Annotated in this window: 22 protein-coding genes and 3 tRNA genes; 10 read left to right on the top strand and 15 right to left on the bottom strand. The window is 65.5% G+C overall.

Going from position 1 to position 22,387, the window contains the following annotated elements; translation table 11 throughout:
• Positions 1–60 precede the first annotated feature (60 nt).
• The 3 genes from mhpA to AC1RGU_RS11970 all read left to right on the top strand — a co-directional run bounded on the left by mhpA (position 61) and on the right by AC1RGU_RS11970 (position 3,371).
• On the top strand, positions 61–1,743 hold the full coding sequence (gene mhpA / locus AC1RGU_RS11980; protein WP_492699129.1) for a bifunctional 3-(3-hydroxy-phenyl)propionate/3-hydroxycinnamic acid hydroxylase MhpA: 1,683 nt from the start codon (positions 61–63) through the stop codon (positions 1,741–1,743).
• On the top strand, positions 1,740–2,822 hold the full coding sequence (locus tag AC1RGU_RS11975) for an alpha/beta hydrolase family protein (protein ID WP_492699127.1): 1,083 nt from the start codon (positions 1,740–1,742) through the stop codon (positions 2,820–2,822). Before mhpA ends, AC1RGU_RS11975 begins: the two co-directional genes overlap by 4 nt.
• A 276-nt stretch (positions 2,823–3,098) precedes the next feature.
• Entirely contained in the window at positions 3,099–3,371 is a 273-nt protein-coding gene (locus AC1RGU_RS11970; RefSeq protein ID WP_492699125.1) for a hypothetical protein, read from the top strand.
• Between the two features lie 722 nt (positions 3,372–4,093).
• On the opposite strand, the gene AC1RGU_RS11965 is transcribed toward AC1RGU_RS11970, so the two are convergent.
• From AC1RGU_RS11965 to AC1RGU_RS11955, 3 genes are all read right to left on the bottom strand, one after another.
• Positions 4,094–5,089: a site-specific integrase gene (locus tag AC1RGU_RS11965; RefSeq protein WP_492699123.1), complete on the bottom strand. Its 996-nt coding sequence runs from the start codon at positions 5,087–5,089 to the stop codon at positions 4,094–4,096.
• A gap of 123 nt (positions 5,090–5,212) precedes the next feature.
• Complete coding sequence (locus AC1RGU_RS11960) at positions 5,213–6,091, bottom strand: hypothetical protein (RefSeq protein ID WP_492699121.1); 879 nt, start codon at positions 6,089–6,091, stop codon at positions 5,213–5,215.
• Positions 6,092–6,235: 144 nt separating this feature from the next.
• Positions 6,236–7,654, bottom strand: coding sequence for a hypothetical protein (locus tag AC1RGU_RS11955; RefSeq protein WP_492699119.1), 1,419 nt, complete (start codon positions 7,652–7,654; stop codon positions 6,236–6,238).
• Positions 7,655–7,798: 144 nt separating this feature from the next.
• On the opposite strand from AC1RGU_RS11955, the gene AC1RGU_RS11950 reads away from it, so the two are divergent.
• Positions 7,799–8,044: a helix-turn-helix domain-containing protein gene (locus AC1RGU_RS11950; protein ID WP_235944340.1), complete on the top strand. Its 246-nt coding sequence runs from the start codon at positions 7,799–7,801 to the stop codon at positions 8,042–8,044.
• Between the two features lie 19 nt (positions 8,045–8,063).
• Here the strand turns inward: AC1RGU_RS11950 and AC1RGU_RS11945 are convergent, their stop codons facing one another.
• The 10 genes from AC1RGU_RS11945 to folC all read right to left on the bottom strand — a co-directional run bounded on the left by AC1RGU_RS11945 (position 8,064) and on the right by folC (position 16,305).
• On the bottom strand, positions 8,064–8,429 hold the full coding sequence (locus AC1RGU_RS11945; RefSeq protein WP_235944339.1) for a type I restriction endonuclease subunit M: 366 nt from the start codon (positions 8,427–8,429) through the stop codon (positions 8,064–8,066).
• Between the two features lie 554 nt (positions 8,430–8,983).
• Positions 8,984–9,060: transfer RNA gene (locus AC1RGU_RS11940), tRNA-Asp, on the bottom strand.
• Between the two features lie 69 nt (positions 9,061–9,129).
• A tRNA-Glu gene (locus AC1RGU_RS11935) sits at positions 9,130–9,205 on the bottom strand.
• Positions 9,206–9,256: 51 nt separating this feature from the next.
• Positions 9,257–9,332: transfer RNA gene (locus AC1RGU_RS11930), tRNA-Ala, on the bottom strand.
• Positions 9,333–9,368: 36 nt separating this feature from the next.
• The gene (gene gltX / locus AC1RGU_RS11925; protein ID WP_492699116.1) at positions 9,369–10,757 is read right to left on the bottom strand and encodes a glutamate--tRNA ligase; all 1,389 of its coding nucleotides are present in this window, start codon (positions 10,755–10,757) and stop codon (positions 9,369–9,371) included.
• Between the two features lie 11 nt (positions 10,758–10,768).
• Positions 10,769–11,992, bottom strand: coding sequence for an O-succinylhomoserine sulfhydrylase (locus AC1RGU_RS11920; protein WP_070062416.1), 1,224 nt, complete (start codon positions 11,990–11,992; stop codon positions 10,769–10,771).
• A gap of 21 nt (positions 11,993–12,013) precedes the next feature.
• Positions 12,014–13,516 (bottom strand): amidophosphoribosyltransferase, encoded by a 1,503-nt coding sequence (gene purF / locus AC1RGU_RS11915; RefSeq protein WP_492699113.1) that lies wholly within the window; start codon positions 13,514–13,516, stop codon positions 12,014–12,016.
• Positions 13,517–13,528: 12 nt separating this feature from the next.
• Positions 13,529–14,014: a CvpA family protein gene (locus AC1RGU_RS11910; protein ID WP_492699111.1), complete on the bottom strand. Its 486-nt coding sequence runs from the start codon at positions 14,012–14,014 to the stop codon at positions 13,529–13,531.
• 35 nt (positions 14,015–14,049) lie between these two features.
• The gene (locus tag AC1RGU_RS11905; RefSeq protein WP_492699109.1) at positions 14,050–14,925 is read right to left on the bottom strand and encodes an SPOR domain-containing protein; all 876 of its coding nucleotides are present in this window, start codon (positions 14,923–14,925) and stop codon (positions 14,050–14,052) included.
• A gap of 72 nt (positions 14,926–14,997) precedes the next feature.
• Positions 14,998–16,305, bottom strand: a complete 1,308-nt coding sequence (gene folC, locus AC1RGU_RS11900) for a bifunctional tetrahydrofolate synthase/dihydrofolate synthase (RefSeq protein WP_095950847.1) — start codon at positions 16,303–16,305, stop codon at positions 14,998–15,000.
• Between the two features lie 36 nt (positions 16,306–16,341).
• Here folC and AC1RGU_RS11895 point away from each other — a divergent pair, with 36 nt between their 5' ends.
• The 4 genes from AC1RGU_RS11895 (at position 16,342) to argG (ending at position 19,210) form a co-directional block, all read left to right on the top strand.
• A complete protein-coding gene (locus AC1RGU_RS11895; protein WP_062469960.1) occupies positions 16,342–16,695 on the top strand; it encodes an ArsC family reductase in 354 nt (117 codons plus the stop codon).
• A gap of 58 nt (positions 16,696–16,753) precedes the next feature.
• Complete coding sequence (locus tag AC1RGU_RS11890; protein ID WP_492699107.1) at positions 16,754–17,401, top strand: hypothetical protein; 648 nt, start codon at positions 16,754–16,756, stop codon at positions 17,399–17,401.
• A gap of 126 nt (positions 17,402–17,527) precedes the next feature.
• Complete coding sequence (gene ppnP / locus AC1RGU_RS11885; protein WP_492699105.1) at positions 17,528–17,854, top strand: pyrimidine/purine nucleoside phosphorylase; 327 nt, start codon at positions 17,528–17,530, stop codon at positions 17,852–17,854.
• Between the two features lie 15 nt (positions 17,855–17,869).
• The gene (argG, locus tag AC1RGU_RS11880) at positions 17,870–19,210 is read left to right on the top strand and encodes an argininosuccinate synthase (protein ID WP_159273312.1); all 1,341 of its coding nucleotides are present in this window, start codon (positions 17,870–17,872) and stop codon (positions 19,208–19,210) included.
• A 100-nt stretch (positions 19,211–19,310) separates the two neighbouring features.
• Here the strand turns inward: argG and AC1RGU_RS11875 are convergent, their stop codons facing one another.
• A complete protein-coding gene (locus AC1RGU_RS11875) occupies positions 19,311–20,144 on the bottom strand; it encodes a glycine-rich domain-containing protein (protein WP_492699103.1) in 834 nt (277 codons plus the stop codon).
• Between the two features lie 4 nt (positions 20,145–20,148).
• A complete protein-coding gene (murB, locus tag AC1RGU_RS11870) occupies positions 20,149–21,201 on the bottom strand; it encodes a UDP-N-acetylmuramate dehydrogenase (protein WP_159273310.1) in 1,053 nt (350 codons plus the stop codon).
• 43 nt (positions 21,202–21,244) lie between these two features.
• Here murB and AC1RGU_RS11865 point away from each other — a divergent pair, with 43 nt between their 5' ends.
• Positions 21,245–21,730: a YajQ family cyclic di-GMP-binding protein gene (locus tag AC1RGU_RS11865; protein WP_095746332.1), complete on the top strand. Its 486-nt coding sequence runs from the start codon at positions 21,245–21,247 to the stop codon at positions 21,728–21,730.
• Between the two features lie 7 nt (positions 21,731–21,737).
• Complete coding sequence (locus AC1RGU_RS11860; RefSeq protein ID WP_492699101.1) at positions 21,738–22,382, top strand: retropepsin-like aspartic protease family protein; 645 nt, start codon at positions 21,738–21,740, stop codon at positions 22,380–22,382.
• Positions 22,383–22,387 lie beyond the last annotated feature (5 nt).

Raw genomic sequence — 22,387 nt, 5'->3', positions numbered from 1 at the left:
CGCTCGTTCGTTCATGGCGCAGCCCGGTTGCGCCCCTCAAAAATCTCCAGGAGACAAACAATGAATCCCCCTCAAGCGAATCCGCAACCCGACGCCAACGCGTCCTACGACGTGGCCGTGATCGGCTACGGCCCCACCGGCCTTGTGGCGGCCTCGCTGCTGGGCCAGGCCGGCCACCGGGTCGTGGTCGTCGAACGCTGGCCCACCATGTACGGCCTGCCGCGCCTGACGCACATCGACGGCGAGGCTGCGCGCATCGTCCAGGCCTGCGGCAATGTCGACCAGGCCATGCGCGATTCCCTTCCGCTGCACACCTACCACTACGTCAATGCCACCGGCGAACTGCTGCTGGAGCTCGGGTGGAAGGGCAAGCAGTGCGGCTACGCGGCGCACAACTCGATCTACCAACCCGACATCGAGGACGCCATTCACGACCGCGTGGCCACGCTGCCCAATGTCGAGCTGCTGCGCGGCTGGGAGGCCGTGTTCCTCAAGCAGGGCGCCGACGGGGTGACGGTGGCCATCCAGCGCACGAACAGCGGAAAGGACGGCGCGCCCGAGGCCCGCGAGGAGCAATGGGCCGAGCCTGCGCGCACGTTCAATGCCCGCTACGTGATCGGTGCCGACGGTGCCAACAGCTTCGTGCGCCGCGCGCTGGGCATCGAGCGCAACGACTACGGCCACAAGCACCGCTGGCTGAACCTCGATTCCGAGAACCTGTCGGACGCCGCCGAGCGCTTCAAGCGGCTGACCATCTTCTGTGACCCGGCACGCGGCCACATGTACATGCCCATCGGCGACAACCGCACGCGCTTCGAAGTGCGCCTGCTGGACGGCGAAAGCATCGAGGCGTGGGAAGACCCGGCCCACGGCTGGCGCTGGCTGGGCGAGAAGTACGGCGTCGGGCCGAGCGACTTCAAGTTTCTGCGCCACGTGGTCTACACGTTCCAGACGCGCATGGCCGAACGCTGGCGCGAAGGCAACGTGCTGCTGGGCGGCGACGCGGTTCACGCCATGATGCCCTACATGGGACAGGGCGCCTGCTCGGGCATGCGCGACGGCATCAACCTGGCCTGGAAGCTCGACCTGGTGCTCAGCGGCCGCGCGTCGCCCGCGCTGCTGGACAGCTACGAAGCCGAGCGCCGCCCGCACGCCCAGCAGATCATGGAGATGTCGCTGTTCCTCGGCCAGGTCACCAACGAAGACGACGTGGCGAAAGCCGCCGCGCGCGACGAAGCCTTCCGCACCCACACCATGCCGCCGATGCCGCCCTTCCCGAAGGTGGAAAACGGCGTGCTGCACCGCGAAGCCGACGGCAGCCTGCTGGCGTCCACGGGCGTACCGGGGCCGCAGGCGCTCGTGCGCCGTGGCGAGGCCGAAGGCCTGCTGGATGATGTCGTGGGCCATGGTTTCCTGCTGGTGGCGCACGAGGACCCGACGCCGTTCCTGGGCGCCGGCCAGAAAGCGTTCCTGGATCAACTCGGCTGCCACGTCGTGGTGCTGACCCAGGACGAGCGAGTGCCCGGTGCGGTGGTCGAGCTGGACGGCGAGATGTCCGGGTTCATGGCCGAGCACGGCCTCCAGGCCTACATCGGCCGACCGGACTTCATCGTCTTCGGCTCCGTGCCCCGCATGGATGCGCTCGCGGCCCTGGTGGACGACCTGCGCCGCAAGCTGCACTGGCTCGACAGCGACGACACCGGCGCACGGGCCGCCCCGCTCGCCGCGGAGCAGGCCACATGAGCAGCGCGCCCTCTTCTCCCTCTTCTTCCGCCACGTTGGCTTTCCAGCGGGCCATGCCGATGACCCGGCTGCTGGACTGCGGCATGGACTTCGCCGACGCCCAGGCCCTGTTCCAGCGCACCAGCGCCGGCGAGGCATGGGACCAGGTGGCCGAGGCACTGGCGCAGGCGCAGCTGGAGCGCGCCCGCCAGGCCGAGGCTGCCGGCCATCGCGTGACGGCGGCCGAGGCGCAGGCAGCGGCGTTGGCCGACCTGTTGTTCGCCCAGATGGCCTTCAACCACGACACCCCGCGCAAGCGCGCCCTCTACCACCAGCTGGCCATGGCGACGCGCCAGTTGTGCGCAGGGTCCGAAGGCCGCATGACGCGGGTCGAGGTGCCCTTCGGCCCGAGCCATCTCGTCGGCTGGCTGGTGCGACCGCACGCAGCGCCCGCGCGCGGCACGGTGCTGGTGTTCGGCGGCCAGAGTGGCTGGGGCGTGGCCTACCTGCCCATCGCCCGCGCGCTCGCGCGACGCGGCCTGGCCACCCTGCTGGCCGAAGGGCCGGGCCAGGGCGAGACGCGCATGAACCAGGGCATCCATGTCGATGTGGACATGGAGGCGGCCTACAGCCAGTTCGTCACCTTCATCGCAAACGACGCCTCGCTCGGTACGCCCGGCATCTGGGGCAACAGCGTCGGGGGCCTGTGGGCCGCGCGCACGGCCGCGGCCGATGCGCGCATTCGCGCCTGCTGCATCAACAGCAGCCTGGCCGCACCGACGCTGCTGCCCTTCCGGACCTTCGCGGAGCAGGCCGCGGCCATGCTGGGCACCGACGACGAACAGGCCATCCAGCAGAACTTCGAGCGCATGCGCTTTCGCCCCGGGCGGGACCGCATCGACTGCCCCTTGCTCGTGCTGCACGGCGGTGCCGATCCACTGGTTCGAATGGAAGACCAGCAGCCCTTCCTGGACGCCGCGACGAATTCCGACGTCACCTTGCGCGTGTGGGACGACGGCGAGCACACGATCTACAACCATGCGGCGCAGCGGACCGCCTTCGTGGCGGACTGGTTTGCCCGGCGGCTCGCGCCAAGTTGACTTCGTGGCACCGCTGGTTCAGCGCAGCGGTACAGAACGACGTCTTGACCCGAGCTCATTCGGTAACGGGGCAACTTCGGGATTGGAAGCAAGCTCATGCAAGGCCACTGGCGTCCGATCTTGCTAGTAACGCCTGTCAGACAAGCGACTACCGCCAGCCTGAACCAGCCGTCGACGTAAGGCGGTTATGCAGCGTTTGCCGACATCCCTTGGCCTCGCACGAATGGGTACTATCGGCCACAACCGGACCTTCACAAGCAGGTTAGATTGGCGTCCATGACACGCTCGCGAACACCACTTGAGGCCGCCGCAGGCAAACTCATTGCGGCAATTCAAAAGGAGTGGGGCATCGAAGCTGGGGGGCCGGAGGCGGCCGCGAGCGAGGAGGCAATGCATGCGGCCCACGGTCTGCTGCAGGCCGCTTCGAAATTCGGGGCAATCGAGAGCGTCATCGGATCGAGTTCCGTAGCGACGTACTTGGGCGAGCAGTGGGTTCAGGCTCATCCACAGGTGCTGCCATACATCGAGGCCCTTGAAGGCGCTCAATGAGCAACCGACATCAAGCGGCCAAGAGCAGCCATCGCATTTCAACTACTAGTTGTCATCACCAGGTAACGCTTGACACTAAGGCTTCCACTCGCGGATGCATTCCTCGTTTGCATACTGCGACGGACATAGAAATCATTCGTTTGTCACCGCGTACACCTATCAAAAGATCGTGATGAAAATCAGAAGTAGGCATTCCCTCCTTGAATTTATCCTTCTACTCTTGGGCTGTGGTGTGGCGCCTCTGTCACTCGCGGCCCCCGGACTCTGCTGGATTGAGAAAATTGAATCGATGCAGGATGAGGTGCGTGTCTCCCTAAAAGAGGAGTACCGTTTTGCACTATGGGGAATTGAACGGCTCGGCGGCGCCGAGGAACTCGTGAGGCCAGCGCCTCCCTCCGCTCCATTCTTCACCTTGAGAGAGGGTGATAGAGCACGGCTGCGCGCGGGAAATCATGACTGGTGCGAAATTGTCGGTGCGCGAAGAGACGGGGCTCTGGGCGTTGAGATAACCGCGTTCAATCGACAAGTGGGCTTACCGTTGAGCCAGATCACCCGGTTTGCCTCAGATTGAGGATGTGTGTTCGCTGAGGACCGCGCCCGGCCAATTCCAGACCTGCAGTACTGTGGCACGATTTGGGCCCGAAGGCGACGGTCAGACGTCATGACTGAAAGACAGCTCGCAGTCTGAAGCAGTCGTTGTTGGACCTTGAAACGTGCCTGCACTACGCCCTTGTCAATGCATCGAAGGCATTTCGCTCGAACGCCGAAAGCCCCCTAATGTAGCGATGCACCGTGCTCTCCGAGCGGTGCCCCGTCTGCCGCTGAATTGCCCACGTCGGAACACCAGCTTTGGCGGCCGTGGTGACCAATCCCGAACGGAGGCTGTGTGCAGAGAAGCCGCTCGGGTCAAGGCCGCAGTCATGCATGCGCCGCCGCAACACACCTCCGACCGCTGCTCCACTCAACGCACCTGCTAGCTGCCCGTGCCGATTCACCCCGCGAAACAAGGGCAGCGACGGCTCCCCTTCCACGGTCGCCCCGCGCAGTAGCCGAATCCAAGCCTTCAGCAGCTTGACCGGGCACAACCGCCCCGGCCCAGGCGGCAACGCCACTACCCTACCCTTGCCCTGCTGATCGGTTTTTGAGCGCGCCAGTGTCACCGTCACACCTTGAGCGCCGAATGCCAGACTCTCAAGCTTCAGCTTAGCAAGCTCCGATCTTCGAAAACCTCCTGCAAATCCCACCACCAGCAAGGCCCTGTCCCGCAGATCTCGCACCGGGTCTAGGTGCTTCAGCGGCTTGGCAAGCAAGCGCAGCATCTCAATGCTGATGGGTTGGGCCTGCTTCTGCGCCGTGCCATGCACCCGCCGAATCCCGCGCATCGTCGCTTGCACCAGCTCCGACCGCGTTGGCGAAGGCTTGCCCAGCGCCGTGTGCGCGTTCGAGATCGCAGCCAGACGACGGTTGAGCGTGCTGGCCTTGACCTTGCCTGCGTAGGCTGCTAGGTACCGCGCCACCATCGCTGGCGTGGCCGGCACCCTGCCGCCCCAGTCCCGGAAATGCCGCAGATCGCCCTCGTAGGCGCGACGCGTGCTGTCGGCTACGGCGTGAGCGACATAGTGTTCGAACTCGACTTGGGCTCTTGCTGGCCTGATTGCCCGAGATGGCTTGTGCGTGACGGGTGCGCGCCTTGATGAATCGCTGCGAACTCTTTTCATGATCTTGCTCGCTATGTGAATGCTGAGGGGATGGGCTCTTGTGAATGAGCAACGCCCGCAAACGCGGGCGCTGGATCGAAGTGCTATGCCATGGCGAATGCCGTGGACACCTTTCGCAGCGGTCTACCTACGGGCCGTCGTTGTTCGCGGCAAGCTCAGCACCAGCGTCAGATACGCGGTCTGCTCACCCACTGCAGGTCGACTGCGTAGCCGGATGGTGAGGTGCAACGCCCCCTCCCCCAGCGCCTCGCCCAAGGTTCTCCCCAGGCCGCGTACCGTGCGCACCGTGAGTTGGTATTCGGAGGGCGCCCACAGCACCAAGACCGCGCCCAGCGCCTGCTCAAGCCAGATCCCCCGCTCGCTCAGGTCCTCCAAGACAGCCACCATCGCTGCGTCCAGCTGTGCGGGTTCGTCCAGCGGTTGCGTAAAAAGCTCGAACTGCACCTGGCCGAAGTCCAAGGTTTCAACGACATCCGAGTGGTCCCAGGCCGGGCCCAGAATCGAAAGCCCCTCCAACACCGAGCGTTGCAGTCCGACATATAACCATTGCAATGGCGCGAGCTGGGCGGCATCTGTTGGCTCGGCAATGTCGATGCGCGCGTCGATCGAATCGCAGAGGATGCCGAGCATCGAGCCATCGTGCGGCAACGGATGATTGTTCGCACCGAGCACGATGCCGATGGCATGCGCATCTCGACCCCACATGCGCCAGACCAAGAGCATGGCTGCTTCGATTTCAGCGGATGTCATGTCAAAGCCAAAGGCCAAGCAGAGGATGCACGCGTTCTCGAGGTCGACTTGCTCGACCACATGAACCGCTTCGCCTGCATCGATCTCGATGTAACTCGGCTTTTGGTCCAGCAGATCTGCCAACGGCGTGTGCAGTGGTGTATCGATGTGACTGTGAAAGCGTTGAACCAAGCGCCGGCCCGAAGCACCGATGCCGATCAAGCGGACAGCACCGCTCGGCCCGCTGTCGGCGGGAGTGTGAAGAATATTCATGGAATTTACCTTCGATGCCACTCGCACAGGGCGGTGGCAGTGAAATGAAGACGGAAAAGCAAAAGCGCCGCACCAGCCTCTCGGCCAGCACGGCGCCTTCGCAAAGGGCTGTATCAGCGACGCGGGGTCGCTACGGCACTGCCCTCAGCACGCGCTGTCCAGGCCATCGGCCGCGAAGTTCTTGGCGTCAGTGCGTGTCACGTCGCGCAGGCACACCGGCGTCTTGCTACTGATCGCCTTGTCGAGCAACGCGTAGTCCATGCGGCGCATCTGCCCAGCCTGCATCCAGACGACGTTGCCTTTGACGGTATGCAGGCACACGGCCTCCTCGCCACAAGGCTCGTACTTGGTGACCAGAGACATCAAGCTCTCAGGACCTGTGCTGGGGGCAGAAGCCAAAGGTTGCGCCGCAGTAGCTGGGGCACCGGAACCGGATGCGGCAGCCGATTCTTCTTTCTTTGTCTGCGCCACCAATGCAGCCCAGTTCTCCTTCTCCGCGCCCGGCAAGCAGTCCACGGCCTCGCCCTTGTCGTTGCGGACGGTGGAGTAACCTCGCGCCCGAAAGACATTTGGATTCTGCGTTTTCTGCACGCCCACCAGACAAACCGGCTTGCGCGCCCGCAAAGCCTCTGACATTGAATCGCGACCACGTTGATCGACGATCTTCTGGTCGAGTTCGTAGTAGGCGACGTCGTCGCCCTTTTCGTCCCGACCGTGAATGCAGTAGAGGTTGTTTTTGAAACAGTAGGACGGGTCGTTGTGGCCGGTGCCGTAATCCATGATGTAGACAGACTTGCGCCAGTTGCCGCTCGCCGAGAGCTGATCGATCTCCGCTTGCCGTGCCAGCTGCGCTTTCTTCGCTTCGGCTTGCGCCTCGGTGCGCTGCTGGGCGACGGCAGCAACCCGCAGGTACTGGACGGTGCCATCCACGCTCACGTTGGTGGTGGTGACGAACTCGTTTCGCCCTTCCTGCTTCACGATCTGGTAGACCAGCGACTTTCGCATGGGAGTCTGTGGGACTGGGCCGTTGTTGTTGCGCGACCGGATGTAGGCGACCTCGCCGCGCACTTCGGCGGGGTACAGCTGCGAGGTCTGGCCTGACATGGCGACGAGTGCACCGATCAGGTTTGGCATCGGGTTGAGGATGAGTTCGTTCATCTGCGCCAGCTTGTCGGGCTTGATGGTCATCACGATCGTGGTCTTGCAGCTGCGCAACTTGAGCTTATCGTCATACGAAGTGACAGTGGGCGTCTCCAGCGCGAAGGTGGCAAGGTCAGCGCTCTTGGCTGGATAGCCTTGCAAGTGTGCGTCGTTGGCATCGCTGACCATTCCAAGAACGGTTTCGGTGACCTCAGCGTCATTGCAAGGCGGCGCTTCAGGGCCGCAGGCGGTTAGAACTACGGCAGCCGCGATCATCAGCATTGCTCGCGACGATCGTTCGCCTCCGTCCCGGAACGCCGTTCGGATCGCATCAATCCCCTCTGAAATCAAACCGTTGAACATGAATCCTCCAATTGGTCGAACTGCACAAGTAAAAAAACACACTTTACGTTTGGTTTTCATTTAGTTTGCCAGATACCGCTTCGGAACAAAACGGATAGTTTGTGTACTCTTAGTGTTGGAGACAGAAAACTCAGGCGCATGCCTCGAGTCGTTGTCAACAAGCCTCAGCCGCTGGACCCCGTATCCAGCAAGGAGCTCGAGCGCTTGCAGCAAGCCTTCGGGGAGCACTTGCGCTCTATGCGTCACGAACGTCTGATCACGATCGAGCAACTTGCCGAGCTAGCCGGCTTGCACCCGAACTACGTGGGCTCGGTGGAGCGAGGCGAGCGCAATTTGTCGCTTTTCAATATTTGGCGACTCGCCGGCGGCCTCGACGTCACGGTGGGCCAGTTGACGGATCCCCTCCCGAAGCGAGTGCTGAAGCTCGCGAAGCGAAAGACGTCGAGCTAGCTGGGCGCACCCTACGTCGTCAATACTCCTCCGGCAGCAGCAGCGTCGTCACGCTCCGGTCGCCCTCGGTGATGAGCCAGATGCGGTTGTCGAACTCATCTATTGACTCAGACTCGGAAGCAGACGCGGCGCAGGCACCGGTTTGAAGCGGCAATCGGTAGACCGACAGCACACGCAACCCCTGCTCGACAGCGTCCTCGTTGGTTTGCACGTCCCCTGGGTCGATTTCTCCCCAGTCACCAGTCACATGCTTGGCGAGCAGCACGAAGGGATTGCTGTTGGTGGCGTGTATGAGCGCCAAAGCGCCCGGAGTCGCAACAACCCGGCCCAGTGCGAAGCGCAGTGAGGCATCTGGTGTGAGGAAGGCGCTTAGAAAGTCTTTCACTTGAAATCTCCATGGAAAAGAAACGCCCATGCAGCAGCCGCACCAAGCCCCAAGGGGCAAGGCGCAGCAGTCGAAAAAGGCGCGGGGGATGGAAACGAAAACGGCCGCCAAAACCAGCGTCAAAAAAGCGCTGGCTCGGCGGCCATCAGGGGCTACAGGCGGCGGTGCGCCTGCATACGGGCAAGGTCTTGCCTAGCTTTCGCCGGCAGGTTTTCTACCCGTGGGTATATTTTAGCACAAAAACAACACTTTTGTATTCAGTTCTCGACTTTTCTCGGGAGTCGAAAAAGCCCCTGTTTTGAAGGCTTTTTGGCACGCCGTGCAGGGGGTGCCAAAGGTAGCTTACGCGGCCTTCAGCGGGCTCGGGCGGGCCGCTAGCCAGCGCGGCAACCAAGCCGCTTGCCCAGCAAAGGCCACTGCCGACCAGTAGCGCCCAGCGCTTGGGGGCAAACCAAAACATGGGCAAAACCATGGCATGCGGCCCAACAGCCCACGCCAAGCCCCGGAGCAAAACAAAAAGCCCCAGTAGCAAAACTGCTACTGGGGCTTGTGTTTGGCGGAGTGGACGGGACTCGAACCCGCGACCCCCGGCGTGACAGGCCGGTATTCTAACCAACTGAACTACCACTCCTGGTAGACAACGTTCGTTCCTTGCGGAACCGAGTGTTGACGACTCGTGCCGACTTCACCGAAGTGAAACTGGCGACCCTACGGGGATTCGAACCCCGGTAGCCACCGTGAAAGGGTGGTGTCCTAGGCCTCTAGACGATAGGGTCAAAACCTTGGACGTGCTGCGATCAGCATCTCTAACCTACTCGACACTTTGATGGTGGAGGTAAACGGGATCGAACCGATGACCTCTTGCATGCCATGCAAGCGCTCTCCCAGCTGAGCTATACCCCCGTGTGGGTGTCGAGCCTCGAATTATAGCCCGATTTTTCAGGCCTTTTTCAATCGCTCGATAACTTTTTCGCGGGAAAAAATTTCGAGCACTGAATCGAGGGACGGTGTCTGCGATGTTCCCATCACAAGCACTCGTACTGGCATCGCTAACACGGGCATTTTCAGCGCGTGTGTCGCGAGGACTTCCTTGATCATAACTGCGATTTCGGCCCTCTCCCAGGCGACCGTCATCAATTTTTCAACGAGTGTTGCGATCGCGGGCTTCACTGCATCGGTGATGTGCTGCGCGCGGTCCGCATCGCTCACTTCGATGTCCGCATAGAAGGCCGCAGCCCAACCTGCGAGCGCCACCGTGGTGTCGCAACGGTCCTTGAAGAGCGCGCAGATCGCAGGCAAACGTGCGTCGGCGACGATGCCGCGCTTTTGCAACTGCGCTGCAACAAGCGGTGCAAGCTCCTCGCCGCTCTTGGCCTTGATGTACTGCGCATTCACCCATGCGAGCTTGGCCGCGTCCCACTGCGCGGGGCTCTTCGACAGGTGCGATCCGTCGAACCAGCTCACCATCTGCTCGCGCGTGAAGAGCTCGTCGTCGCCGTGGCTCCAGCCCAGGCGCGCGAGGTAGTTGAGCATGGCTTCGGGCAGGTAGCCGTTGTCCTCGTAGGCCGTGACGCTCACGGCACCGCGGCGCTTCGAGAGCTTCTGCCCGTCGTCGCCGAGGATCACGGGCACGTGGCCGAACTGCGGCAGCGGTGCGCCGAGCGCGCGGAAGATGTTGATCTGCCACGGCGTGTTGTTGATGTGCTCGTCGCCGCGGAACACGTGCGTGATGTTCATGTCCCAGTCGTCGACCACCACCGCGAAGTTGTAGGTGGGCACACCGTCGGGCCGCAGGATGATCAGGTCATCGATCTCGCGGTTGTTGATGGTGATCTCGCCCTTGACGAGGTCGTTCCACGTCACGTCGCCTTCGGGCGGATTGCAGAAGCGCACCACGGGCGGCACGCCTTCGGGCACGGGCGGCAACACCTTGCCGGGCGCCGGGCGCCAGCGGCGGTCGTACAGCGTCTTCTCGCCGCGCGCGCGTTGGGCTTCGCGCATCTCGTCGAGTTCGGCCGGCGTGCAGTAGCAGTGGTAGGCGGTGCCGGCCACGAGCATCTGCGCGATGACTTCGCGGTAGCGCTCGAGGCGCTGCATCTGGTAGATCGGGCCTTCGTCGTAGTCGAGGCCGAGCCAGTGCATCGACGCGAGGATCTGGTCGGTCGAGTCCTGCGTGGAGCGGGCCACGTCGGTGTCCTCGATGCGCAGCACGAACTCGCCGCCGTGGTGGCGCGCATAGGCCCACGAATAGAGTGCGGTGCGCGCCGTGCCCAGGTGCAGGAAGCCGGTGGGAGACGGTGCGATGCGGGTGCGAACTTTGCCGGTCATGAAATGAAAAATCAGGAAGTCAGGGTGCTCAGGCCGCGCGAAAGGTCGGCCGTGATGTCGTCGATGTACTCGAGGCCGACCGCGAGGCGGATCAACCCCTGGCTGATGCCGGCAGCCTGGCGCTGCACTTCGGTGAGGCGGCCATGCGAGGTCGTGCCGGGGTGCGTGATGATGGTCTTGGTGTCGCCCAGGTTGGTGGCAATGCTCACGACGCGCGTGCTGTTGATCACGTGGAAGGCGTTGGCGCGCGCGGCGTCGGGCGTGTCGCCGACCACGTCGAACGACACCACCGCCCCGCCCTGCCCCGACTGCTGGCGCATCGCGAGTTCGTGCTGTCCATGCGAGGCAAGACCGGGGTAGTACACGCGCGCAATGCCGGGCTGCTGCTCGAGCCACTGCGCCACGGCCAGCGCATTCGCGCATTGCGCCTTCATGCGAATGCCGAGCGTTTCCATGCCCTTGAGCACGACCCACGCATTGAATGGCGACAGCGCCATGCCGGCGGTGCGCACCACGGGGCCGAAGACATCGACGATGAGCTTCGACGGACCGCAGATCGCGCCAGCCATCACGCGGCCCTGGCCGTCGAGGTACTTGGTGCCCGAATGGATGATGAGGTCAGCGCCCAGCTCCGCCGGCCGCTGCAGGATCGGCGTGCAGAAGCAGTTGTCGACCGCGAGCAGCGCGCCCACGCCGTGGGCCAGGTCGGCCAGTGCCTGGATGTCGCAGACTTCCGTCAGCGGGTTGGTCGGCGTCTCGGCAAACAGCAGCTTGGTGTTGGGCTTGAGCGCAGCACGCCACTCGGCCACGTCGGTCTGCGAGACGAAGGTGGTCTCGACGCCGAACTTGGCGAACTCCTTGCCGAACAGGTTCAGCGTGGAGCCGAACACCGAGCGCGAGCAGATCACGTGGTCACCGGCCTTGAGCAGGCCCATGCACATCATGAGGATCGCGCCCATGCCGGTCGAGGCACCGATGGCGGCCTCGGTGCCTTCGAGCGCGGCCAGGCGCTGCTCGAAGCTGGCGACCGTCGGGTTCGAGGTGCGCGAGTAGGTGAAGCCGGCCTCGGTGCCGGCAAAGCGGCGCGCCGAGGTTTCGGCGTCGGGCTGCACGAAGCCGCTCGTGAGGAACAGGGCCTCCGAGTGCTCGCCGTGCTGGCTGGGCGCCAGGCCGGTGCGCAGCGCGAGGGTGTCGCGGTGCAGGCCGGGTGGCAAGGTGCGTTCGTCTTGGCTCACGTCGGCCCTCTTTTCTTTCTCTTACTCGCTCGGGTTCGGCAGGGCGAGGCGCGAAGCGTCTTCTTCGTTTTCCTCGATGCGCGGACGGTTGCCGTTCATGCGCGAGATGGCGGCGGTGTCGATGTCGCCGGTCACGTACACGCCGTCGAAGCACGAGGCGTCGAAACCGGCGAGCTTCGGATTGAGCGAGCCGATGGCGCGCTTCATGGCGTCGACGTCCTGGTAGATCAGCGCGTCGCAGCCGATGAGTTCGCGGATTTCCTCGACGGTGCGGTCGTGCGCCACGAGTTCGTCCTTGGTCGGCATGTCGATGCCGTAGACGTTGGGGTAGCGCACCGGCGGCGCGGCGCTGGCCAGGTAGACCTTGCGGGCGCCGGCGTCGCGCGCCATCTGCACGATCTCGCGGCTGGTGGTGCCGCGCACGATCGAGTCGTCGACCAGCAGCACGTTGCGGCCCTTGAACTCGCTGGCGATCACGTTGAGCTTCTGGCGCACCGACTTCTTGCGAACGCCCTGCCCCGGCATGATGAAGGTGCGGCCCACGTAGCGGTTCTTCACGAAGCCTTCGCGGTACGGAATGCCCAGGAGGTGCGCGAGCTGCGTGGCGCTCGGGCGGCTCGATTCGGGAATCGGGATGATCACGTCGATCTGGCTCGGCGGCACGGTCGAGACCACGCGCTTGGCCAGCGTCTCGCCCAGGTTCAGGCGCGCCTGGTAGACCGAGATGCCGTCGAGCACCGAGTCGGGACGTGCGAGGTACACGAACTCGAAGATGCACGGGTTGAGCGACGCGCCCTCGGCGCACTGCATCGAGTGCACGTTGCCCTCGAGATCGATGAACACGGCCTCGCCCGGCTCGATGTTGCGTTCGAACACGTGGCCCGAGCCTTCGAGCGCGACCGATTCGCTGGCCACCATCACGGTGCCGTCGGCGCTGCGGCCCATGCACAGCGGGCGGATGCCGTAGGGGTCGCGGAAGGCCAGCAGGCCGTGACCGGCGATCAGCGAGACCACGGCGTACGAGCCGCGCAGGCGCTTGTAGACGTTCTTGACGGCGGCGAACACCTCGGCCGGGTGCAGCGGCACGCCGCGCGAAGAGCGCTCGACTTCGTGGGCCAGCACGTTGAGCAGCACTTCGGAGTCGCTCTCGGTGTTGGTGTGGCGGTGGTCGGTGGAGAACAGCTCCGCGCGCAGGGCGTGCGCGTTGGTCAGGTTGCCGTTGTGCACCAGCACGATGCCGAAGGGCGCGTTCACGTAGAAGGGCTGCGCCTCTTCTTCGCTGTAGGCGTTGCCCGCGGTCGGGTAGCGCACCTGGCCCAGGCCCACGTTGCCCGGCAGCGCGCGCATGTTGCGGGTGCGGAACACGTCGCGCACCATGCCCTTGGCCTTGTGCATGAAGAACTTGCGTTCCAGCAAGGTCACGATGCCGGCCGCGTCCTGACCACGGTGCTGCAGCAGCAGCAGCGCGTCATAGAGCAGCTGGTTGACGGGTGCGTTGCTGACAACGCCGACGATTCCACACATGAACGATTCCTCTCAGGGCAGGTAGCTTGCCAACTTTTCAGGCAGCGAGGGTTTGAGGCCCTGCAATGCCGCATCGAGAACAATGGCGCTGCGCGATTCGTGCCACCAGGCACTGTCGCTCAACGCCAGCAAATGAACAACGACCGCCAGCACGAGCAGGGCCACCACCCCCCGTGCCGCGCCGAACGCTGCTCCCAAAATCCGGTCCACCGGCCGCAGGCCGACCGCGGCGATCAGCTTGCGCGTGAGAGCTGCCGCCAGCCCCACGCCGAACGCCACCGCCACGAACACCAGCACGAAGGCCAGCGGGTAACGCCAGGTGGCCTGCGGGTCGCCGAACGGCAGCCAGGCCGCCACGTCGGAGGCCACCCACTGGGCCACGATGAAGGCGGCCACCCAGCCGATCAGCGAAATCACTTCGAACACCAGGCCGCGCACCAGCCCGAACAGCATCGACAGCACGATGAGCGCGACGGCGATCCAGTCGAGCAGGGCCACGGCAATGAACTACAGGCAGCGGGCGACGGCGGTGCTTACAACGTGAGGATGGCTGCGGCCAAAGACAAGCCCTTGACCCGGTCCGCGGCCTTCTCGGCCTCGGCACGCGAGGCGAACGGCCCGACGCGCACACGCGTGCGCTCGCCGTCGGTCGTCTTGGCGACGTGCACGTAGGTCTTGAGGCCGGCGCGCTCGAGCTTCTGGCGCACTTCGCGCGCCTTGTCGGCATCGGCAAAGGCACCGACCTGCACGACGAAGCGGCCGTTGTCGTCGGCAGCCGGCTTGGGCGCGGCGGCGGGCGGCTTGCCTTCGAGCAGCGCGCGGGCGCGGGCGCCGTCGTCGGCGTTCGCGGCGGGCTTGGCGGGTTCCGGCTTCGGCTTGGGCTCGGGCTTCGGTTCAGGCTTTTTCGGCTCCGGCTTGGGCTCCGGTTTGGGTTCGGGCTTCGGCTCGGGTTTGGGTTCCGGCTTGGGTTCGGGCTTCTTCGGCTCCACGGCGGGCTTGGGCGCCGCCGGGGTGGCGGGCACGGTCGTGCCGGGCTCGATCACGGTGCCGTCGGCGGTCTCGGTGATCATGCCGCCGGCCGACGAGGCTGCCGCCACGCGGGAGCTGCCGTCGGACGACGACGACGGCGCGCTGCTCGTCGCGGATGCCGGCGTGGCGGGCACGGGCAACGGCTTGGCCTTGTTGCGATCAGGAATCTCGATCGGGATGTCGACCGGCACGGGGCGCGGCTGGGTGTCGAACAGCAGCGGAAAGCCGATCACGCCGACCAGCACCAGCACCGCCGCGCCGAGCAGCCGATGGCGCGCGCGCCGGCGCATGGATTCGACACTTTCCGCCGGCACCGCCGCGGGGGCGCTGCGTCCTTCGTTGCCTTGTGGGCCGCGCGCGCGGAACTTGAAAAACGCCATGAAGTTCGATCCCTGGAGGAGTGCAGCGAGGTGGTGCCCGATGGTGCCGGATGGGTGTGGACAGCCCGACGATCAGCCGCCTGGCAGCAGGTGTTTGGCTTGCAGCCGGGGGGTGCCGTTTTCGAGGACGCCACCCACGGTGAAGAACGATCCGAAGACCACGATTCTATCAGTGGCACCTGCCTGCTCGATGGCCGCACGCAGGGCGTCCATCGGGCTCGCGTGCACGCTGCCCGAGGCGTCTTTGCGCGTGTTCTGGGCCTGCCACGCGGCCAGCAGATCGGCGGCCTTGGCGGCGCGCGGCGTGGGCAGGTCGGTGAAGTACCAGCGATCGATCAGCGGCCCGATGCGCGCCAGGATGGGCGCGAGGTCCTTGTCGGCCATGACCCCGAACACGCCGTGCGTGGTGGGCGAAAAACCCATCGCGTCGAGGTTCTCGGCCAGCGCCGCGACGGCGTGGGCGTTGTGCGCCACGTCGAGCACCAGCGTGGGCTCGCCCGGCACGATCTGGAAGCGGCCCGGCAGCTCGACCATCGCGAGCCCGTTGCGCACCGCCTGCGCCGTGATCGGCAGCTGCGGGCGCAGCGCCTCGAGCGCCGCGAGCACGCCCGCCGCGTTGAGCAACTGGTTGGCGCCGCGCAGCGCCGGATAGGCCAGCCCGCTGTAGCGCCGCCCCCGGCCCGACCAGCCCCACTGCTGTTTGTCGCCCGAGACGTTGAAGTCGTGCCCGAAGCGCCACAGGTCGGCGCCGATGGCGTTGGCGTGGTCGATCACGCTTTGCGGCGGCACCGGGTCGCTCACGATGGCGGGCTTGCCGGCGCGCAGGATGCCGGCCTTCTCGAAACCGATGCTTTCGCGGTCGGGGCCGAGGTATTCCATGTGGTCCAGGTCGATGCTGGTGATGACCGCGCAGTCGGCGTCGATGATGTTCACCGCGTCGAGCCGGCCGCCCAGGCCGACCTCGAGGATCGCCACGTCGGGCTTCTCCTGGATCATGCAATGCAGGATGCCGAGCGTGGTGAACTCGAAGTAGGTCAGGGCCATGTCGCCACGGGCCTTTTCCACCACCTCGAAGCTTGCTATCAGTTTGGAAGCATCGACCGCCTCGCCCTTGAGCCGCAGCCGCTCCTCGAAGCGCACCAGGTGCGGCGAGGTGAACACGGCCGTGCGGTAGCCCGCGTGCGTCAGGATCGATTCGAGCATGGCGCAGGTCGAGCCCTTGCCGTTGGTGCCCGCCACCGTGATGACGGGGCAGTCGAAACGCAGGCCCAGACGCTGCGCCATTTCTTTGGCGCGATCGAGCCCGAGCTCGATCTTGTCGGGATGAAGGTGCTCGGCGCGCGCGAGCCAGTCGTTCAGGGTTTCCATGGAGGCCGGCATTGTCGCCGACCCGCCGCACGCGGCATCATGGCGGCCATGACAACCCTATACGGCATTCCGAACTGCGACACCGTCAAGCGCGCCCGCGCCTGGCTCGACGACCATGGCGTGGCCTACGCCTTCCACGATTTCAAGAAACAGGGCGTGCCCGAGGCTGAGCTCGACCGCTGGCTCCAGGCCCCCGGCTGGGAGGCACTGGTCAACCGCAAGGGCACCACCTGGCGCAAGCTGGACGAGGCCACGCGCGACGCGGTGGTCGACGCCGCCTCGGCCCGCCCCGTGCTGCTCGGCAACCCCAGCCTGATCAAGCGGCCGGTGGTCGATTGGGGCCCGAAGACGGGCGTAACGACTGGTTTCGATGCCGATAGCTGGGCTGTGAACGCCGTGTAAACCCCGGAACCCCGTCCCGCCGGCCGGCCTCCAACCGCGATCTGCAGGAGAGAACACCATGAACAGACACGTTTTTCGCATCCTCACAGGGCTTTCGGCGGCCGGCCTGCTGGCCACGGGCGCCAGCGTCGTGCAGGCCCAGCAAGTGGTCCAGGCGCGCGTGATTTCCGCCACGCCGATCCGCGAAACGACCGGCAGCGACGTCAGCTACAACGTCACCTACGAATACCAGGGCCGCCAGTACACGACCCGCACCACCAGCCGGCCGGGCGCCACCATCCCGATCCAGGCCAGCGGCTACGGGGTGACCACGTCGGGCGTGACCACCGCGCCGGTCCAGCCCCAGTCGCAATTGCAGCCCTACCCGGTCGAGGCCAACAACGGCCCGCAGTACCAGGAACAGTACCAGCCGTACCCGCAACAGGGGCAGTACCAACAAGGTGCCAACTCCCCCTGGGACAGCGTCGTACCCGAACCCGGCGTGGTGGTGTCCAACGCGCCGGCACCGGTCTACACGCAGCCGGCCCCGGTGTATGCCCCGCCCGTCTACGTGCAGCCCGCCTACACCTACCCGTATGCGCAGCCCTACGTCTACCCGCCGGTCGGCATCTCGCTGAACCTGGGCTATTCGCGCGGCTGGGGCGGTGGCGGCTACTACCGTGGCTATCGCGGATGGGGCGGCCATCGCCACGGCTGGCGCTACTGAGTTCCCCCACGGCGGGCCGGCTCTGCCGAGCCCCTAAAATCGAGGGCTTCTCCAACCCCGGGGGTGCTGCTGCCGCGGCGCGTCCCTCGATCCGCCGAACGCGCAGGCGCCGGCGCCATCCATCCAATGACGACGACTACCGACACCATCAACAGCGCCGCAGTGGCCACCAAGGCCAATGTGTATTTCGACGGCAAGTGCGTGAGCCACAACCTCACCCTGGCGGACGGCACCAAGAAATCGGTCGGCGTGGTCCTGCCCTCCACCCTCACCTTCAACACCGGCGCGCCTGAAATCATGGAAGGCACCGGCGGCAGCTGCGAATACCAGCTCGCAGGCACCAGCGAATGGATCGCCTCGGGCCCCGGCCAGAAGTTCAGCATCCCGGGCAACTCCAGCTTCCAGATCCGCGTGGGCGGCGAGCCCTACAGCTACATCTGCCACTTCGGTTGAAACGGAACCCCTGACATGTCGACCATTCTCCAAAACGTTCCCGCCGGCCAGAAGGTCGGCATTGCCTTCTCGGGCGGCCTGGACACCAGCGCGGCGCTGCACTGGATGAAGCTCAAGGGCGCGGTCCCCTACGCCTACACCGCCAACCTCGGCCAGCCCGACGAGCCCGACTACGACGAGATTCCGCGCAAGGCAATGCTCTACGGCGCCGAGAACGCCCGCCTGATCGACTGCCGCGCGCAGCTGGCCAACGAAGGCATCGCCGCCCTGCAGGCCGGCGCGTTCCACGTGACCACCGCCGGCGTGACCTACTTCAACACCACGCCGCTGGGCCGCGCGGTGACGGGCACCATGCTGGTGTCGGCCATGAAGGAAGACGACGTCCACATCTGGGGCGACGGCAGCACCTACAAGGGCAACGACATCGAGCGCTTCTATCGCTACGGCCTGCTCACCAACCCCGCGCTGAAGATCTACAAGCCCTGGCTCGACCAGGTCTTCATCGACGAGCTGGGCGGCCGCGCCGAAATGTCGGCGTTCATGCAGAAGGCCGGCTTCGCCTACAAGATGTCGTCCGAGAAGGCTTACTCGACCGACTCGAACATGCTGGGCGCCACGCACGAGGCCAAAGACCTCGAGCACCTGAACAGCGGCATGCAGATCGTGCAGCCCATCATGGGCGTGGCCTTCTGGAAGGACGAAGTCGAAGTCAAGCGCGAAACCGTCTCGGTGCGCTTCGAGGAAGGCGTGCCCGTCGCGCTGAACGGCGTGCGCTACACGAACCTGGTCGAGCTGATCCTCGAAGCCAACCGCATCGGCGGTCGCCACGGCCTGGGCATGAGCGACCAGATCGAGAACCGCATCATCGAGGCCAAGAGCCGCGGCATCTACGAGGCCCCCGGCCTGGCGCTGCTGTTCATCGCCTACGAGCGCCTGGTGACCGGCATCCACAACGAAGACACCATCGAGCAGTACCGCGACAACGGCCGCCGCCTGGGCCGCCTGCTGTACCAGGGCCGCTGGTTCGACCCGCAGGCCATCATGCTGCGCGAAACGGCCCAGCGCTGGGTGGCGCGCGCCATCACCGGCGAAGTGACGGTCGAGCTGCGCCGCGGCAACGACTACTCGATCCTGAACACCGAATCGGCCAACCTCACGTACAAGCCCGAGCGCCTGAGCATGGAAAAGGTCGAAGGCGCGTTCACGCCGCTGGACCGCATCGGCCAGCTCACGATGCGCAACCTGGACATCGTCGATACGCGCGAGAAGCTGGCGATCTACACCCGTGTGGGTCTGCTGTCGTCGGGCGAAGGCGCCTCGCTGCCGAAGCTGGCGAACGACGGCGACGCGAGCTAATCGATCGATCCCCCTGCCCTTGCCACGCGCAAGGGCAACAATGACAAACGGGCCCTTGCGGCCCGTTTTTCTTTGGGAGACTTTGGGAAATGCCCCGGCGTCAGTCGCCGCCGCCTCCGCACCCGCCGCCGCATCCACCGCCCCCATCGGACGCGCCACCGCCGTCGCTGGAGCCGCCATCGCCGCCCCCGCTCGACTCGCTGCCGCCGAAGCCCCCGGCATCGCCCGAGCTGCCGCCGTCGGACGACGAATCGCCGAAGCTCGAGCCGCAGTGCGCGTCGGAACCGGTCGCACGCTCGATCGCCCGGCAATCGGGGATGTAGTGGAAGCCGCCCGCAATCGCGAACTTGATGTCCAGCGCAAACAGCAGCGGCAGCCGCGCCGGCTTGCGCGGGTCGATGCTCTCTTCCTTGCAGGCCCAGTACCAGGTGCGGCGCAGGCCGTCGTTGCGCCGCGCATCCTTGCCCAGCACCTCGGCCGGGCTGTGGTGCAGCATGCCGCCGAAGGCCGCCTGGCACCAGGTCTGGTAGCCCTGCGTGTGCAGGATGAACTCGTGCCAGGCCGTGTCGACCACCCGCGAGGGCATGGCGACGAACTTGAGGTTGCTGCGCAGGTACGCCATGAAGAACTGCCGCAGCCCGCGCAGCACCAACTCGGCGTCGCGTCGGCTCAGTTGCGGGTGCGCCGCGCGGAGCTTGCCGATCAGGAACGGCGGCAGCCGGGCCTCGCGGATGAACTGGCGGCGCAGGCTGAGTTCGATCTGGCTCAGGAGCCCCGCGAATAAGAGGGCCGCGAGGATCAACAGCACCGCCCCCCACCAGCCCGCCCGCACCAGGAACACCGAGGCGATGCCCGCCACGATGACGGCAAGCTGCGCCCAGCCCAGCACGGCGATGCGCCGGCGGTAGTTCAGGTGCAGGAAGTCGAGATCCACCGCGTCAGACCACCACCGGCTCCGGCTCCAATCGGATGCCGAAGCGCTCGTACACGCTGGTCTGGATCGCCTTGGCCAGCGTCATCACCTCGCCGCCGGTCACCGGGTTGGCCGAGCCGCCGCGGTTGACCAGCACCAGCGCCTGCTTTTCGTACACGCCGGCGTTGCCCACCGACTTGCCCTTCCAGCCGCAGGCGTCGATGAGCCAGCCGGCCGCGAGCTTGATGCTGCCGTCGTCCATCGGGTAGTGAACGATCTTGGGGTCGCGCGCGATGATGTCGGCGCACTGCTCGGGCGTGACCGTCGGGTTCTTGAAGAAGCTGCCGGCGTTGCCCAGCACGCGCCAGTCGGGCAGCTTGGCACGGCGGATGGCGCAGATCCACTCGAAGATGTCGACCGCGCTCGGCGTGAAGTTGGCGGTTTCTTCCATCTTGCGCTCAAGGTCGAGGTAGCCGACCACCGGCTTCCAGGGCTTGGGCAGCCGGAAGCGCACCCGCGTAATGACCGCGCGGCCCGCCAGGCCGAAATCATTCGGGCCGCTGCGCACGTGCTTGAAGACCGAGTCGCGGTAGCCGAAGGCGCACTGCGCCGCGTCGAGCGTGAAGGCGCGGCCGGTTTCGAGGTCGAAGGCGTCGAGCGAATCGAAGCGGTCCTGCAGCTCGACGCCATAGGCGCCGATGTTCTGCACCGGCGCGCCGCCCACCGTGCCGGGAATGAGCGCCAGGTTTTCCAGCCCCGGGTAGCCGCTGCGCACCATCCATTCGACGGTGTCGTGCCAGGTTTCGCCGGCGCCGGCCTCGACGATCCAGGCGCGCGGCGTCTCTTCGACCAGCCGCCGGCCCTTGATCTCGACCTTCAGCACCAGCGGCTTGACGTCGCCCGTGAGCACGATGTTGCTGCCGCCGCCGAGCACGAAACGGGGTTCGTCGCGCCAGGCGGGGTCGGCATGCAGCGCGGCCAGGTCGGCCTCGCTGGCGATGCGCGCCAGGTGCTGCGCACGCGCGACGATGCCGAAGCTGTTGTAGGGCTGCAGCGGGACATTGGACTCCACGATCATGGGAGAATTGTCGCATTCAGTACCCGTGCGTCCAGGAGAGCCTATGCCGTCTTTCGATACCGTCTGCGAGCCCAATCTGCCCGAAGTGAAGAATGCGGTCGAAAACACCGCCAAGGAAATCGGCACGCGCTTCGATTTCAAGGGCACCGCCGCCGCCGTCGAGCTCAAGGACAAGGAGATCACCATGATCGGCGACGCCGAGTTCCAGCTCGTGCAGGTCGAGGACATCCTTCGCAACAAGCTCACCAAGCGCAACGTCGACGTGCGCTTTCTCGACAAGGGCGACGTCCAGAAGATGGGCGGCGACAAGGTCAAGCAGGTCATCAAGATCAAGAACGGCATCGAGAGCGAGCAGGCCAAGAAGATCACCCGCATCGTCAAGGACAGCAAGCTCAAGGTGCAGGCCGCGATCCAGGGCGACGCCGTGCGCATCACCGGCGCCAAGCGCGACGACCTGCAGGCCGCCATGGCCCTCATCAAGAAGGACGTGCCCGACATGCCGCTGTCCTTCAACAACTTCCGCGACTGACCCGCGCATGAAGGCGCTCCTCGTCGCGGCGCTGTGGGCGGCCGCGGCCATGGCGGCGCACGCCGCCGACTCGGTCACGCTGACCGGCTCCATCGGCAGCCGCGCCATCCTCATCGTGAACGGCGCGCCGCCCAAGACGGTGGCGGTCGGGGAAACCTTCCAGGGCGTCAAGCTGGTGTCGCTGCAGGCCGACCAGGCGGTGGTCGAGTCGGCGGGCAAGCGTTTTTCGCTGCGCATGGATTCGCCCGTGAGCATCGGGCGGGGCGGCATTGCCGGCAGCGGCGGCAACCGCATCGTGCTGCAGGCCGACAGCCGGGGCCACTACATGACGCAGGGCCAGATCAACGGCCGCGCCGTCACCTTCATGCTCGACACCGGCGCGACCACCATCGCGCTGTCGGCGGTCGATGCCCAGCGCATCGGGCTCGACTACAGCAAGGGGCAGCCGGTGCAGATACGCACCGCCAACGGCAACGCCCCGGGCTACAGGCTGCGGCTGCAGAGCGTGCGCGTGGGCGACGTCGAGGTCTACGACATCGACGCCATCGTCTCGCAGCAGCCCATGCCCTTCGTCTTGCTGGGCAACAGTTTTCTCAATCGCTTCTCGATGCGGCGCGACGCCGACGAGATGATTCTCGAGAAGCGGTACTGAGACCG

This window comes from Variovorax sp. GW823-FHT02B07 (assembly GCF_058797695.1).
The sequence above is the reverse complement of the archived record's forward strand: the minus strand, read 5'-3'. Positions and strand labels throughout refer to the sequence as shown.

Excerpts from the sequence above, each read along its gene's own strand:
- argG (WP_159273312.1), top strand. The coding sequence starts at position 17,870 with ATGTCGACCATTCTCCAAAACGTTCCCGCCGGCCAGAAGGTCGGCATT.
- AC1RGU_RS11895 (WP_062469960.1), top strand. The coding sequence starts at position 16,342 with ATGACAACCCTATACGGCATTCCGAACTGCGACACCGTCAAGCGCGCC.
- AC1RGU_RS11905 (WP_492699109.1), bottom strand. The coding sequence starts at position 14,925 with ATGGCGTTTTTCAAGTTCCGCGCGCGCGGCCCACAAGGCAACGAAGGA.
- ppnP (WP_492699105.1), top strand. The coding sequence starts at position 17,528 with ATGACGACGACTACCGACACCATCAACAGCGCCGCAGTGGCCACCAAG.
- AC1RGU_RS11865 (WP_095746332.1), top strand. The coding sequence starts at position 21,245 with ATGCCGTCTTTCGATACCGTCTGCGAGCCCAATCTGCCCGAAGTGAAG.
- AC1RGU_RS11970 (WP_492699125.1), top strand. The coding sequence starts at position 3,099 with ATGACACGCTCGCGAACACCACTTGAGGCCGCCGCAGGCAAACTCATT.
- AC1RGU_RS11975 (WP_492699127.1), top strand. The coding sequence starts at position 1,740 with ATGAGCAGCGCGCCCTCTTCTCCCTCTTCTTCCGCCACGTTGGCTTTC.
- folC (WP_095950847.1), bottom strand. The coding sequence starts at position 16,305 with ATGCCGGCCTCCATGGAAACCCTGAACGACTGGCTCGCGCGCGCCGAG.
- AC1RGU_RS11860 (WP_492699101.1), top strand. The coding sequence starts at position 21,738 with ATGAAGGCGCTCCTCGTCGCGGCGCTGTGGGCGGCCGCGGCCATGGCG.
- purF (WP_492699113.1), bottom strand. The coding sequence starts at position 13,516 with ATGTGTGGAATCGTCGGCGTTGTCAGCAACGCACCCGTCAACCAGCTG.
- AC1RGU_RS11960 (WP_492699121.1), bottom strand. The coding sequence starts at position 6,091 with ATGAATATTCTTCACACTCCCGCCGACAGCGGGCCGAGCGGTGCTGTC.
- AC1RGU_RS11890 (WP_492699107.1), top strand. The coding sequence starts at position 16,754 with ATGAACAGACACGTTTTTCGCATCCTCACAGGGCTTTCGGCGGCCGGC.
- murB (WP_159273310.1), bottom strand. The coding sequence starts at position 21,201 with ATGATCGTGGAGTCCAATGTCCCGCTGCAGCCCTACAACAGCTTCGGC.
- AC1RGU_RS11965 (WP_492699123.1), bottom strand. The coding sequence starts at position 5,089 with ATGAAAAGAGTTCGCAGCGATTCATCAAGGCGCGCACCCGTCACGCAC.
- AC1RGU_RS11955 (WP_492699119.1), bottom strand. The coding sequence starts at position 7,654 with ATGAAAACCAAACGTAAAGTGTGTTTTTTTACTTGTGCAGTTCGACCA.
- gltX (WP_492699116.1), bottom strand. The coding sequence starts at position 10,757 with ATGACCGGCAAAGTTCGCACCCGCATCGCACCGTCTCCCACCGGCTTC.
- mhpA (WP_492699129.1), top strand. The coding sequence starts at position 61 with ATGAATCCCCCTCAAGCGAATCCGCAACCCGACGCCAACGCGTCCTAC.